The organism is Streptomyces sp. 3N207 (assembly GCF_052246355.1).
Lineage (GTDB): Bacteria > Actinomycetota > Actinomycetes > Streptomycetales > Streptomycetaceae > Streptomyces.
This window is the reverse complement of record NZ_JBQQBV010000003.1, coordinates 324,710-338,409: the sequence shown is the minus strand read 5'-3', so window position 1 is coordinate 338,409 and position 13,700 is coordinate 324,710. Positions and strand designations below refer to the sequence as shown.

The 13,700-nt window shown below is 71.3% G+C and carries 11 protein-coding genes; 3 read left to right on the top strand and 8 right to left on the bottom strand.

All coding sequences use genetic code 11. The features are described 5' to 3' along the window. Window positions 1-91: 91 nt before the first annotated feature. Window positions 92-484, top strand: coding sequence for an SCO5389 family protein (locus ACTWP9_RS06995; protein WP_443245100.1), 393 nt, complete (start codon window positions 92-94; stop codon window positions 482-484). 184 nt (window positions 485-668) lie between these two features. Here the strand turns inward: ACTWP9_RS06995 and ACTWP9_RS06990 are convergent, their stop codons facing one another. Then, the gene (locus tag ACTWP9_RS06990) at window positions 669-1,712 is read right to left on the bottom strand and encodes an LLM class flavin-dependent oxidoreductase (RefSeq protein ID WP_443245099.1); all 1,044 of its coding nucleotides are present in this window, start codon (window positions 1,710-1,712) and stop codon (window positions 669-671) included. A 301-nt stretch (window positions 1,713-2,013) separates the two neighbouring features. Here ACTWP9_RS06990 and ACTWP9_RS06985 point away from each other — a divergent pair, with 301 nt between their 5' ends. Continuing rightward, window positions 2,014-2,376, top strand: a complete 363-nt coding sequence (locus ACTWP9_RS06985; protein ID WP_443245098.1) for an ATP/GTP-binding protein — start codon at window positions 2,014-2,016, stop codon at window positions 2,374-2,376. A gap of 39 nt (window positions 2,377-2,415) precedes the next feature. Here the strand turns inward: ACTWP9_RS06985 and ACTWP9_RS06980 are convergent, their stop codons facing one another. From ACTWP9_RS06980 to mce, 7 genes are all read right to left on the bottom strand, one after another. Then, window positions 2,416-3,324: an ABC transporter permease subunit gene (locus ACTWP9_RS06980; RefSeq protein WP_443245097.1), complete on the bottom strand. Its 909-nt coding sequence runs from the start codon at window positions 3,322-3,324 to the stop codon at window positions 2,416-2,418. Next, the gene (locus ACTWP9_RS06975) at window positions 3,324-4,649 is read right to left on the bottom strand and encodes an ATP-binding cassette domain-containing protein (RefSeq protein ID WP_443245096.1); all 1,326 of its coding nucleotides are present in this window, start codon (window positions 4,647-4,649) and stop codon (window positions 3,324-3,326) included. The genes ACTWP9_RS06980 and ACTWP9_RS06975 overlap by 1 nt, the downstream gene beginning before the upstream one ends. Window positions 4,650-4,763: 114 nt before the next feature. Next, on the bottom strand, window positions 4,764-5,534 hold the full coding sequence (locus ACTWP9_RS06970; RefSeq protein WP_443245095.1) for an ABC transporter permease subunit: 771 nt from the start codon (window positions 5,532-5,534) through the stop codon (window positions 4,764-4,766). After that, the gene (locus ACTWP9_RS06965) at window positions 5,531-6,589 is read right to left on the bottom strand and encodes an ABC transporter ATP-binding protein (RefSeq protein ID WP_443245094.1); all 1,059 of its coding nucleotides are present in this window, start codon (window positions 6,587-6,589) and stop codon (window positions 5,531-5,533) included. Before ACTWP9_RS06965 ends, ACTWP9_RS06970 begins: the two co-directional genes overlap by 4 nt. Before the next feature lie 195 nt (window positions 6,590-6,784). Beyond that, the gene (locus tag ACTWP9_RS06960; RefSeq protein ID WP_443245093.1) at window positions 6,785-7,735 is read right to left on the bottom strand and encodes a cellulose-binding protein; all 951 of its coding nucleotides are present in this window, start codon (window positions 7,733-7,735) and stop codon (window positions 6,785-6,787) included. A gap of 125 nt (window positions 7,736-7,860) precedes the next feature. Beyond that, window positions 7,861-11,637 (bottom strand): polarized growth protein Scy, encoded by a 3,777-nt coding sequence (gene scy / locus ACTWP9_RS06955; RefSeq protein WP_443245092.1) that lies wholly within the window; start codon window positions 11,635-11,637, stop codon window positions 7,861-7,863. 240 nt (window positions 11,638-11,877) lie between these two features. Continuing rightward, entirely contained in the window at window positions 11,878-12,321 is a 444-nt protein-coding gene (gene mce, locus ACTWP9_RS06950; protein WP_443245091.1) for a methylmalonyl-CoA epimerase, read from the bottom strand. 136 nt (window positions 12,322-12,457) lie between these two features. On the opposite strand from mce, the gene ACTWP9_RS06945 reads away from it, so the two are divergent. After that, the gene (locus tag ACTWP9_RS06945) at window positions 12,458-13,657 is read left to right on the top strand and encodes an acetyl-CoA C-acetyltransferase (protein ID WP_443245090.1); all 1,200 of its coding nucleotides are present in this window, start codon (window positions 12,458-12,460) and stop codon (window positions 13,655-13,657) included. Window positions 13,658-13,700: the final 43 nt, after the last annotated feature.

The following is a 13,700-nucleotide window of genomic DNA, read 5'->3' as shown; positions in this document are numbered from 1 at the left end:
CGGCCGGAGGCTGGGGGAGCGACTACACGGCGATTGCCCTTCACCCCCAAGAGACCCGGCTTCCCGGCCCGGGTCGCGAGAGGAGAAACCCATGTCGCTCGACGTCCCACCTGCGCTGTTGGAACAGGCAGAACGTGGCGAGGTGGATGAGGCGGCGTTCGTCGACTGCGTCCGTACCTCCCTCCCGTACGCCTGGGAGATGGTCAGTTCGCTCGTCGCGCAGTTGAAGGTGGACGGCGGGGAGTTCGCCGACAACCAGACACCGCCACAGGATGAGCAGCACCGAGGGCAATTGCTCCGTGCAATGGCCAGCGATGCGATCCGGGGTGCGCTGGAGCGCCACTTCGGCGTGCGGCTCGCGTTCCAGAACTGTCACCGGGTCGCCGTCTTCCCGCTGGATGCGTCGGCGGACGACCGGCTCGCGCGGTTCACTTCGATACGCGGGCAGCTCCTCAACCAGTCCCCGGAGTTGCGCGACTGTTGAGTACGTGCTGAGCGGGCCCGGAAGGTGGAGGGCCCGCGTCTGTTGCGGCAGTGGCGGTGGAGGAGCCACTGCCGCAATGCTTTTCACGCTCCGGTTGCGGGCCCGTCGGGTCGCAACCGGGTGCCGTCTGCGGCGTTTTTCGGCCTTTGCAGTGGAGCGCCCCGCAGTCCGGCCGCTGCCCGGCTCAGCCGAGCAGCGGCAGCACCTCGTCAGCCAGCCGGTGGACGTTCCGTACCGTGCCGTCCCGGTCTCCGCAGCCCTCGACCAGCAGCGCGAAACGGCCGATACCGGTGCGTTCGGCCGTCGCCGCGAGCCGGTCGGCGCACAGCCGGGGCGTTCCCACCGCGTGCAGCTCGCACAGCAGCTCCGTATAGCCGAGCGGATCCCGCATCGGGCGCGGCCGGCCGTCGACGGTCACATGCTGGCCCAGCCCTTCGCGCAGCCAGCCGGGCATGGCCTTGGTGAGCAGTTGCCGGGCCTCGTCACGGGAGTCGGCGACCTGCGCCACACCGGCCGACACATGCCGCGCGGCGACCGTCTCGACCGCGTCCGGAGTGTGCCCCGCCTCCAGCGCCGTACGCCGCCACAGGCGGGTCATATCGGCCTTGTCCTCGTCACCGCAGTGCATGCCCAGCAGCATGGGCAGCAGCCGCTCGGCCGCCAGCCGTACCGTCCCGGGAGAGGTGCAGGCCACGACCACGCCGGGGGCGGCCGCCGCCCCTCCGGAGAGGCTCTCGGTGTCCGGGCGCGGCACCACCGATACCTCGCGGAAGCGGTAGCGCTCGCCGTCCGCGCCCACCCTCGGCTCGCGCAGCCAGCGCAGCAGCAGGTCCAGCGCCTCCGGGAAACCTTCCTCGTACGCGCGCAGGCCGCCGCCGAAGACCTCCAGGTCCACCCAGGGCCCGCCGCGTCCGACGCCGAGCGTGAAGCGGCCCTCGGAGAGCAGATGCAGCAGCGCGGTCTGCTCGCCGAGGGCGACGGGATGCGCGTTGGGCAGCACGGTGACGGCGGTGCCGACGCCGATCCGCCGGGTACGCCCCAGCAGCAGCGCCGCGAGCGTCACCGCTGAGGGGCACACGCCGTACGACACGAAATGGTGCTCGGCGAGCCAGACATCAGCCAGCCCCGCCTCCTCCGCGGCCTCGGCCGTGCACACCGCACGGTCCAGCACCTCGTCCTGCCCCTGGCCCGGAAACTGTGCGCCCAGGACAAATGCTCCAACTCGCATTCCTCACCGCCCTCGTGACTGCCCGCGGCCTCCCGGCCCGGGCTGGGCGCTCCGGAAGATCGGACACCCCACCCAGCAATAACGGCACACGGGTGCCGAGGGCACGGGCTGACATGCCATTCATCAGATGAACGCCAATCTGCCCCTGCCTGTGGACAGCCGCGGACGGTCGCCACCCACCTGCGTACGCTTGACTGCACACGGCCGCCGCGCCGCACGCACCGTACGCCTCATGCGCGGACCATGCGGTGCCGCGAGCGGCCGTCAGCCGTCCATCGCCGTCGACCCCCGAGGTGCCCACGTGTCCCCGCGTCGTAACCGCTCCCGCAGCGGCGTCGTCAAGTCAGCCAAGGCCGCCCGCACCGGCTCCGGGGTGCGGCGCGGTGGCGAGGAACGGAGCGAGCGGGAGCGCTACGGCCTGGAGCGCACCGAGGACTGGCGGGGCGAGGAGTGGGCGGTCCGCCAGATAAGCGGGGGAGCGGCGGTCAAGCACTACCGCTGCCCCGGCTGCGACCAGGAGATCCCGCCCGGCGTCCCGCACGTCGTCGCCTGGCCGGTTCAGGGCGATGTGGCCGACCGCCGGCACTGGCACCGCGCCTGCTGGAACGCGCGGGACCGCCGGAGTGCCAGACTCCAGCGGTCCCGTAACGCGCCGCGCTATTGAGGCAACCCGCGTTGTCGAGCGGGCAGCCCCCGTATTCGGTTACACGTCTCGCTTGTTCAGCAGCGCGTAGGCCACTGCGAAGACGACCAGGGTGACGACCGCCAGGCCGCCGAGCAGCGGCCAGCCGGTGGCGTCCTGGTCCTCGCTCATGGGGATGCGGTAGAGGGAGGCCAGCCCGTTGAGCGGGGAGTACTCCATCAGCTTCTCGCGGATGTCCTGGAGGGCCTCGCCCGCCATGAACAGCGCCATCACCAGCGGCAGCAGCACGACGCCCATCATCGTGGTGATCGCGCCCGCCGAGTGCCGCAGCAGTGCGCCCACCGCCAGCGACAGCAGCCCCAGCAGCGCCACATACAGCCCCGCGCCGACCGTGGCACCCAGCCACTCGCCGCTGGAGGCGACCAGCTTCCCCCCTTCGAAGGACCCGCCGAAGTTGCTGTCGCCCACGTACGAGGGACGCGTCTGGTCGCTCAGCATCGCGGAGTTGATGAGCGCGGTGAGGGTGCAGGCCAGCGTCGTCATCACGAAGGCCAGTACGAAGAAGACCAGCGCCTTGGCCAGCAGCACCCGGCCGCGCTGCGGGCAGGCGGTGAGGGTGGTGCGGATCATTCCGGTGCCGTACTCGGAGGTGATGACGAGCACGCCGAGCGTGATCACGCAGATCTGGCCCAGCATCAGCCCGAACAAACCGCTGGAGAGCAGCGGCATCCCGGTGTAGGTCTCGCCGCTCAGCCCCATGGCCGTCAGCAGGCCGATGCCGACGACGAGCCCGAACATCACGCTCAAGGTCCAGACGGTGGAACGAACCGTGCGGATCTTCGTCCACTCCGCGACCAGCGCGTGACCCAGGTGGGTCCGCGCCATCGGGATGGGCGAGCTGTACGGGGCGACCCCCTGCGGCCACTCGGCCTGCGGAGCCGCCTGGGCCTCGTACTGCTGGGTGCTCATCAGGCGTCCTCGCCTTCGTTCTTGGCGGCGCTGCTTGCGTGGTCACCGGCGTTGCCGGGGATGCCCTTGGCCATTGGGTCGGCCGGAGGTGCGGGGTTGACGGAAGGTGGCGCCGGGGTGCCGGTGGCGTACGGGTTGGGGGCGCCCGCTCCACCCCCGGGGGCCTGTGGCGCCCGCATCTGGAGCGTGCCGCCCTCGGGGGCGCCCCGCAGCGGTACGGCGTCCTGCGGCGGCGGTACGGGGTCGAGCTGCGGCGTGCCGCCGTACAGGCCCCCCTGTGCCGGGGTGCCATGCGGGGGCGGCGGCATCTGCGGTGCGGCGGCCATCCCCGGTACAGCAGCCTGCTGCGGTGGCACCATCCCGGGTGCCGTGCCCGGTGCCGGCTGTTGCAGCCCCGCGCGCATGTCGGCCGTCGAGCGGTAGTCCACCGAGCCCTGGGTGAGCCGCATGTACGCCTCTTCCAGCGACGCCTGGTGCGGCGACAGCTCCCACAGCCGGACATCCGCGCCGTGCGCCAGGTCGCTGATGCGCGGCAGCGGCAGCCCGGTGACACGCAGCGCGCCGTCCTCCTCGGGCTGCGCCTGGCCGCCCGCCTCGTGCAGGGCCGTGACCAGCTTCTCGCGCTGTTCCGGCTCGCCGTCCGGGGTGCGTACCCGGGCGAACCCGATGGAGTTGCGCTCGATGAACTCCTGCACGGACATGTCGGCCATCAACTGTCCGCGCCCGATGACGATGAGATGGTCGGCGGTCTGCGCCATCTCGCTCATCAGATGGCTGGAGACGAAGACCGTACGGCCCTCGCTCGCCAGTCGCCGCATCAGGTTCCGGACCCACAGGATGCCCTCCGGGTCCAGTCCGTTGACCGGCTCGTCGAAGAGCAGCACCTGCGGGTCGCCGAGCAGCGCGGCCGCGATGCCGAGGCGCTGGCCCATGCCGAGCGAGAAGCCCTTGGAGCGCCTCTTGCCGACGTCCTGGAGCCCCACGACGCCGAGCACCTCATCGACCCTGCGGGCCGGGATGCCGGACAGCTGGGCGAGGGAGAGCAGATGGTTGCGTGCACTGCGGCCACCGTGCACGGCCTTCGCGTCGAGGAGCGCACCGACCTGGCGGGGTGCGTTGGGCAGCCCGCGGAAGGCGTGGCCGCCCACGGTGACCCGGCCGGACGTCGGTGTGTCCAGCCCCAGGATCATGCGCATCGTGGTCGATTTTCCGGAGCCGTTGGGCCCCAGGAACCCGGTCACGGCCCCCGGCCGCACCTGGAAGGACAGGTTGTACACGGCCGTCTTGACGCCGTAGCGCTTCGTCAGGCCGTACGCCTCGATCATCCTTTGCCCCTGGACGCAGGTCGGGGCTCACTCGCCCCCGGACATGGCCTAGGAGGTTACGGGGCCCGCAATTGGTTCCATGCAGCGGCCCCCCGGGGGCCGGGGGCGGGTCGGTCAGGCGTCGCGCTTCTTGAGGACCACGAAGCCCGCCACCAGTGCGGCGGCCGTCCAGGCCACCATGATCAGCAGTCCCTCCCACGGCCCGTACGGCCGGTCCAGCGTCTCCGGCACCACAGCCATCACCGTCGTGCCCGCCTGGTCGGGGAGGTACTGGCCGATCTTCTTGGTCGCCTCGACGTTGCCGAGGATGTTGGAGATGAGGAAGAAGAACGGCATCAGGATCGCGAACGCCAGCAGCGGGCTGCGCAGTACGAAGGTGATGCCGACGGCGAACATGGCGATCAGCGCCATGTAGAGGCCACCGCCGACCACGGCACGCAGCACTCCCCGGTCGCCGATGCCCACCCCGTGCGAGCCCAGCAGCGCCTGGCCGAGGAAGAACGCGCAGAAGCTGGTGATCATGCCGACGACCAGTACCAGCGCCCCCGCGATCAGCACCTTGCACCACAGGAACGTGCCCCGCTGCGGCACGGCGGCCAGCGAGTTGCGGATCATGCCGGTGCTGTACTCCGCCGAGACGATGAGCACCCCGAACGCGATCATCGCGAGCTGGCCGAGGCCCATCCCGGCGAAGCTGGTGTAGGTGGCGTCGAACGTCAGCCGGTCCTGGGCGGGCATGTCGCCGAAGGTGGACGCGGTCACCCCGCAGATCAACGCGCCGAGGCCGACGGAGACGACCAACGCCGTGGCGAGGGTCCAGACGGTGGAGCGGACGGAACGGACCTTCGTCCACTCCGACTTCAGTACCCGCGTGGTGTGGCTCATCCCCGGCGCCCCTTCTTCCAGTTCTCGCCCCACGCGGGAGGCGGCTGCACCCCTTGCGGCGGCGGGGCCGTGCCGCCCTGCGGCGGTGGCGCCGTGCCGCCCGGGACCTGTGGGGCACCGCCCTGCGGCAGCTGCGTACCGTCCGCGCCGGGCGCGTAGGCGTGGTACTCGACGCTCTGTGCCGTCAGCCGCATGAACGCCTCCTCCAACGAGGCCCGCTGGGTGCTCAGCTCGTGCAGCACCACCCGGTTCGCGGCGGCGAGCTCCCCGATCCGGGGTGCGTCCCCGCCGTCCACCTCCAGGGCGCCGTCCTGGCCGGTCGCCGGCCGCAGTCCGGCCCCGACGAGAATGTCCAGCAGCCGCTCCGGCTCGGGAGTGCGGACCCGCACGTGGGTACGGGAGTTCTCCGCGATGAACTGCGACATCGAGGTGTCCGCCAGCAGCTTGCCCTGACCGATGACGACCAGATGCTCGGCGGTCTGCGCCATCTCGCTCATCAGATGGCTGGAGACGAACACCGTCCGGCCCTCCCGGGCCAACTGCTGCATCAGGGTGCGGATCCAGTGGATGCCCTCCGGGTCGAGCCCGTTGACCGGCTCGTCGAACATCAGGATGCGCGGGTCGCCCAGCAGTGCGGCAGCGATACCCAGCCGCTGCCCCATGCCGAGGGAGAAACCCTTGGGCCGCTTGCGTGCCACATCGTGGAGGCCGACCATTTCCAGCACCTCGCCGACCCGGCGCTCGGGGATGCCGTTCGACTGCGCCATACACAGCAGATGGTCATGGGCTCTGCGCCCGCCGTGCACCCCCTTGGCCTCCAGGAGCGCACCGATGCTGTTGAGCGGTTCGCGCAGTTCGCCGTAGTGCTTGCCCTCGATACGAACGTCGCCCCTGGTCGGGGCGTCCAGGCCGAGCACCATCCGCATCGTCGTCGACTTGCCCGCGCCGTTCGGTCCCAGAAAGCCGGTGACCGTACCAGGACGTACGGTGAAGCTGAGACCGTCGACGGCGAGCTTGTCGCCGTACCGCTTGGTGAGGTCCCGCAGCTCGATCATTCTTCGACGCTAAAGGGCAGCCACTGCGCTCGCCACTTGTGCGCATTATCCGCACATCACCCGCACATGCGAAACGGGCCGCACCGTGCGGTGCGGCCCGCCGCATGTCCGGAGCGTCCCGCCGTTGCGGCGGGGAAAGACGGTGCGCCGGAACGCGCCGCGCGAAGCCTGGTAACAGCCCCGCGCAGGCGGGGTTCAGCGGGACTGCTGGGCCGGGACCGAGCGGCCCGCGGTCTCCTCGTCCGTGACCTCCTCACCGGGCTGCCCGGCCGCCGCCACAGCCGCGCCGGTGAGCGTGGCCAGCATCTCGCGCACGTTGGTGAGCTGCGCGTTGATGCTGTCGCGGCGGTTGGTGAGCGCGGCCAGCTCGCGCTCGGACTCGCTGCGCACCCGGTCGGCCTTCGCGTTGGCGTCGGCCACGATGTCCTCGGCCTGGCGCTGTGCGGTCTCGACGGTCTGCCGGGCGCGGCGCTCCGCGTCCGTGCGCAGCTTCTCGGCCTCCAGGCGCAGCTGCTCGGCGCGGTGCTCGATCTCGGCGAGCCGCTTCTCGGCCTTGGCCTGACGGGAGGCCAGGTCGCGCTCGGACTGCTCGCGGCGCTTGGCGAGGTTGGTCTCGAAGTCGGCGGCGGCCTGCGCGGCCTTGGCGCGGGTGTCCTCGAAGAGGGTGTCGGCCTCCTCGCGCTTGGACTGGGCGTCCTTCTCCGCCTCGCTGCGCAGCGAAGCGGCCTCGCTCTTCGCCTTGTCGACGATGCGCGAGCCCTCTTCCTCGGCCTTCGCCTTGCGCTCGGCGGCGAACGCCTCGGCGTCGTTACGCACCTGCTGGGCCGCACCCTCGGCCAGCTCCCGGTGCTGTTCGGCCGCGCGACGGGCCTCCTCGCGCAGGTCCTTGGCCTCCTCCTCCGCGAGGCGGAGGATCTTCTCGACCCGGGCGCCCAACCCGGCGTACGACGGCTCCGCGTCGTTGACCTGAGCCTGGGCGTTCTGCGTTTCGAGGTGCAGTTCCTCGATGCGCTTTTCCAGAGAGGTGATACGGGCCAGGGCGCTGTCACGGTCGGCGACGAGCTTTGTGATGCGGTCGTCCACCTGCCCGCGGTCGTAGCCACGCCGCACGAGCTCGAAGCCGAAGGGGGAGGAAGTGTCGCTCATGGGGTTCCTGTCGAGTCAGACGGGTTATCAGACGGGGGAGTGATAGAGGGAATCCTAGGGGCCGAAGCGGCGTGTCATCGAGCTTATGCGTGTTTGATCTGGAGAATGTGCCCTCATTCGGGTGGCTAACTCTCCGAACCCTTGCCACTCGAACGAGTTGTACCAGCGCCAACGCCCGCTGTCACACCACCGTTTGCCCCGGTGTCACGTCCGCCCTTTTTGCCGGATCCCGAACCGCGTCCCGACCCGCCGCCGGAACCGGCTCCGTTGCCCGGGCCCGAAGCGGAATCAGAACCGGAATCCGAGCCGGCCGCTGACGCGGCGCCCGGCGTTTCGAACGACTCCAGCGCCTCCAGCACATCTTGCACGCGGGAGATCTCCGCGTTGATGTCCTCCTGGCGGCGCATCAGCACATCCAGCTCGTGCTGCCCGGCCTCGACCGTACGCCGCGCCTCCTCGGTGGCCTCGTCCCGCGCCTGCTGCGCCTCCCGCAGCATGGCGGCCTTCTTCTGCTCGGCCTCCTTCAGCAGGCCCTCGGCCTTCTTGACGGCGGCGATCCGCACCTTGCCCGCCTCGGCGTCGGCGTCCGCCCGCAGCTCCTCCGCCTTCGCCCGTGCCTCGGCCAGCTGCTCCTCCGCGGCCTGTACGAGCTTGTCGCAGCGCTCGCCCGCCGACTGCATCGCCTCGGCCGCCTCCCGGCGGGCCCGCTCGTGCAGCTCCTCGACCTCCGCCTCGACGCGGGTACGCAGCTCCTCGGCGCGCCCGCGGATCGCGCTGGAGTCGCTGCGCGCCTCCTCCAGCATGGTGTCCGCGTCGGCGCGGGCCTTCTCGACCAGTTCCCGGCCCTCGGCCTGCCCCTCGGTCACCAGCCGCTCCGACTCGGCGCGAGCGGCACCGACCATGGAGTCCGCCTGCTCCTCTGCGGCGGCCTGCGTACGCAGCGCCTCCTCCTGGGCCTTGGCGAGGAGTTGGTCGGCCTGTTCGGCGGCCTCGCTGCGCTTTTTGGCGGCCTGCTCGCGTGCCTCGTCCAGCAGCCGCTGGGCCTCGGCGCGGGACTCCTCGCCGATCCGTTCGGCCTCGGCGCGGGTCTGGTCGCTGAACTGCTCGGCCTTCGCCCGCAGGTCGTTGCCGATCCGTTCGGCCTCGGTGCGGGTCTCCAGGCTGAACTGCTCGGCCGCAGCGCGGGTGTCCCGGTCGAACTGCTTGGCCCCGGCCCGGGTCTCACTGCTGAACTGCTCGGCCTCGGTGCGGGTGCGGTCGGCCTCCTCCTGGGCCTTGGCGAGGAGTTGGTCGGCCTGTTCGGCGGCCTCGCTGCGCTTTTTGGCGGCCTGCTCGCGTGCCTCGTCCAGCAGCCGGTCGGACTCGGCGCGGGCCTCGTCGCTGACCCGCTGCGCGTCGGCGCGGGTGCGTTCGGCCTCGGCCATCGCGTCCGAAACGGTCCGTTCCGCCAGCGACTTGGCGGCCTCGGTCTCCTCCTGGGCCTCGCGGCGCAGCGTCTGCGCCGCGAGCTCGGCGGCCGACCGCAGCCCGGCGATCTCCTCCTCGGCCTCCGCGCGCAGCCCGGCGACGGAGTCCCGTACCTGCTGGGCCGTCTCCTCGGCGGATGCCACCAGTTCGGCCGCGCGCCGCTCGGCCTCCTCGGTCAGCCGCTCGGCCTCCTCGTGGGCCTCGGCCACCCGCTTACGGGCCGCCGCCAGCAGCTCCTCGCTCTGCTCGCGGGCCTCCGTACGCTCCTGGTGGGCCTCCTCGCGGGCCGAGGTCAGCAGCTCCTCGGCCTCGCGCCGGCGGCGGGCCGCCTCCTCCTGGGCCGCGCTGAGCGCCTCGGCGGCCTCCGCGTTCGTCCGCTCGGCAGCCGCGTCCGCCTCGGCGCGCACCCGGTCGGCCGTCGCCTTGGCCTCCTCGCGCAGCCGCTCGGCCTCCGCCGCCGCCTCGCTGCGCAGCTGGACGGCGACCGACTCGCCCTCCGCACGGGCCTGGGAGGCGTCCGATGCGGCCTCCGTGCGCAGCCGTTCGGCCTCCTCCTCGGCCTGCTCGCGCAGCGTGCGTACCCGCTCCGCCGTCTCGGAGCGCAGCCGTTCGGCCTCGGTCCTCGCCTCGTCCCGCAGCCGCTCGGCCTCCGTGCGGGCCTCGGTCAGGCCGGCCTCGGCCTCCGCCAGCTTGGCCTCGGCCTCCTCGTGCAGCCGCGTCAGCTCCGCCGCGGTCTCGGCCTTGCGGTCGCGGGCCGCCTGCTCGGCCTCCTCGCGGGTGCGCCGAGCGGCCTCGTCCGCCTCGGTACGCGTCTGCTCGGCCTGCTCCTCGGCCTGCGAGCGCAGCTCCTCGGCCTCCGTACGGGCCCGCTCCAGCGCCTCCTCGGCCTGCTTGCGCAGCGTGGTGGCCCGCTCGATCGCCTCCGTACGGACGCGCTCGCTCTCCGTCGTCGCCTCGGTACGGGTCTCCTCGGCGTCGGCCTTCGCCTTGCCCAGCAGCTCCTCGGCCCGGTTGGCGGCCTCCTCGATCTGCTGGACGGCGTCGCGGCGGGCCTCGCCGCGGATCTTCTCGCCCTCTTCGACCGCCTCGGCCCGCAGCTGCTCGGCCTCGCCGCGCAGCCTGCGCGCCTCCTCCTGGAGCTCGACCGTCTTGGCCCGGTACTCCTTGGTGTCGTCCTTGGCGGCGCCCTTGAGCTGCTCGGCCACGTCATGCGCCTCGGCGCGCAGCCGGTCGGCCTCCTCCTCGGCCTCACTGCGCAGCCGCTCGGCCTCCTCCGAGGCCGACTTCGTGGTGGCCTTCGCCTCCTCGGAGGCGCGGTTGAGCACGTCCTCGGCGGTACGGGCCGCCTCCGCGAGCTGGTTCGCGGACTCCTCGGCCGTGGTGGTACGGGCCTTCTCCCGGGCCTCGGCGATCATCCGCTCGCCCTCGGCCCTGGCGTCCTCGCGCAGCTGCTCCGCCTCGGCCTTGATCGCCTCGGCGTCCTTGGTGGCCTGCCCCACCAGCCGCGCCACCTCGGCCTTGGCCGTACGGGTGCGCTGCTCGTTCTCCGACTCGGTGTCGGCGAGCCGCTTGCCCGCCTCCTCCTCGGCCTCCTGGAGCTTCTCGGTGGCCTTCTCGCGGGCCTCGCGCAGGGCCGCCTCGGCCTCCCGCATCCGCTCCTCGGCGCGGCGCACCAGATCGGCGGACTCACGCCTGCTGGTCTCCACCTCACTCGTGGTGGAGGTCCGCAGCTGCTCGGCGTGCTCGGTGGCTTCCTGCGCCTGTGTGGAGGCGGCGTTCAGCAGCCGCTCGGCGTCCGCGCGGGCCCGCCGCAGAATCGACTCGGCCTCGCTGCGGGCCTGCTCGGCCTCCGCGGTCAGCCGCTGCCTGGACTCCTCCGTCAGCCGCTGCGCCTCGGCCCGCGCCCGGGCCAGGGACTGCTCGGACTCCGCCCGGGTCTCCTCCATGAGCCGGCGGGCCTGCTGTTCGGTACGGGTCCGCAGCTGCTCGGCCCACGCCACGTTCTCGTTGACGTGGTTCTCCACCGTGGCGCGGCGCTCGGCCAGCTCCTGGTCGAGCTGCTGACGGCGGCGTACCGCCTCGGAGTGCAGCTCCGCCTCCAGCCGCGACTGCTGCTCGGCCTGCTCCTGGAGCAGCCGCTGTGTCTGGGCGCGGGCCTCGCGCAGCTCCCGTTCGGCGTCCGCCCGCATCTGGTCGGCCTGGAGCTGGGCGTTGCGGAGCAACTGCTCGGCCTGGTGGGAAAGGTTGTCGTACCCTGCCGGGCGCGTGGCGAGGGCGCGGCGCGCCTCGTGCAGCTTGGCGCGCAGCACTTCGACCTGGTAGCCGAGGTCGTCGGCATGCTCGACGGCCTTCTCCCGCTCCTTCTTCAGCCGCTCCATCTCGGCCTCGAACTGCGAGAGGTGATCGTCAGCCTCGTAGCGGTCGTAGCCCCGCACTGCGCGGTCCCATCCGTCCCCTGGTAGTCGTGGAGATGATCCGAGCCCTCTCCCCCGGACTTGATTAGACACGTCTCCCGGAAATGGTGTCAGATCATCGGCGGAACGTGGACCGAGCCCCCAGCCCGGAGATCTCCGTACGGGTGGGGAGGGCCCGCCCCGGCCGGATGCCCACTCTACCGGGCGTGGAAGCCGACGCCAGTGGTCCGTTGGTGCGGCTGTGACCGAAGGGACGCAGGCTCAGTGCGCGTCTTCCTCGCCGGGCGTTGCGGAGGTGACCAGTTCAGTGAGCACCCCGTGGCAGTCCTTCGGGTGCAAGAAGGTGATCCGGGAGTCCATGGTGCCCTTGCGGGGCTCGTCGTAGAGGACGCGGACGCCCTTGTCGCGGATGGCTTCGGAATCGCCGTCCACGTCCTCGGTGCCGAACGCGATGTGGTGGACGCCCTCGCCGTTCTTGGCCAGCCACTTGGCGACCGTGGAGTCCTCCCGGATGGGCTCCAGCAGCTGGAGGTAGGAGGCGCCGCCGTCGTCCGTGCCGTTGATCCGCAGCATGGCTTCGCGGACGCCCTGCTCCTGGTTGACCTCGGTGTGGAACACCTGGAAGCCGTAGGTGCGAGAGTAGAAATCGACGGTGGCCTCGAGGTCCCGGCAGGCGATTCCGATGTGGTCGATACGCGTCAGCATGCAGAACAGTGCAGCGCTCTGCGCGCGGTTACGCAACGTGCGCACGGTCACACTCACCGACGGGTGACCCGGGCTGGTACTGCTCAGTATCTTGAGCGGTAACCCTCGTTAACTTCCCCCCGGAAGGGAACCCCTCATGACTCCCACCTCCAGCAGCACCACATCCGTGATCGTCGCAGGCGCCCGAACGCCCATGGGGCGGCTGCTCGGCTCGCTGAAGTCCTTCTCCGGGGCGGACTTGGGCGGGTTCGCCATCAAGGCTGCACTGGAGCGGGCCGGTATCGGCGGGGACCAGGTCGAGTACGTGATCATGGGCCAGGTGCTTCAGGCCGGGGCAGGGCAGATCCCGGCGCGCCAGGCCGCGGTCAAGGCGGGCATCCCGATGAACGTTCCGGCACTGACCGTGAACAAGGTGTGTCTCTCCGGGCTCGACGCCATCGCGCTCGCCGACCAGCTGGTGCGCGCGGGCGAGTTCGACATCGTCGTCGCAGGCGGCCAGGAATCCATGACCAACGCCCCGCACCTGCTGCCCAAGTCCCGCGAGGGCTACAAGTACGGCGCTCTCGAAGTGCTCGACTCCATGGCGCACGACGGGCTCACCGACTCCTTCGAAGGCATCCCCATGGGTGCCTCCACCGAGAAGCACAACACCCGGCTGGGCATCCCGCGCGACGTGCAGGACGAGATCGCGGCCCGCTCCCACCAGCGCGCGGCGGCAGCCCAGCGCGACGGGCTCTTCCAGGCGGAGATCACTCCGGTGGAGATCCCGCAGCGCAAGGGGGATCCGGTGCTCTGCTCCGAGGACGAGGGCATCCGGGGTGACTCGACCGCCGAGTCGCTGGGCAAGTTGCGGCCTGCGTTCGCCAAGGACGGGACGATCACCGCCGGTTCGGCCTCGCAGATCTCCGACGGCGCCGCGGCGGTCGTCGTGATGAGCAAGGCGAAGGCCGAGGAGCTCGGGGTGGAATGGATCGCCGAGATCGGCGCCCACGGGAATGTCGCCGGACCCGACAACTCCCTTCAGTCGCAGCCCTCGAACGCCATTCAGCACGCGCTCAAGAAGGAGGGGCGCGCAGTCGAGGATCTTGATCTGATCGAGATCAACGAGGCGTTTGCCGCCGTGGCCCACCAGTCAATGAAGGACCTTGAAGTCGGCCCCGAAAAGGTGAATGTGAACGGCGGCGCCATTGCCCTGGGGCACCCCATCGGAATGTCCGGAGCCCGCATCGTTCTCCACCTCGCGCTGGAGCTGAAGCGGCGCGGGGGCGGTCTCGGCGCAGCCGCCCTGTGCGGAGGCGGCGGCCAGGGTGACGCCCTGATCATCCGCGTCCCGTAAGAGGGAACCGGACAGTCGGTCACAGCCCGGAACGGAGCGGTTT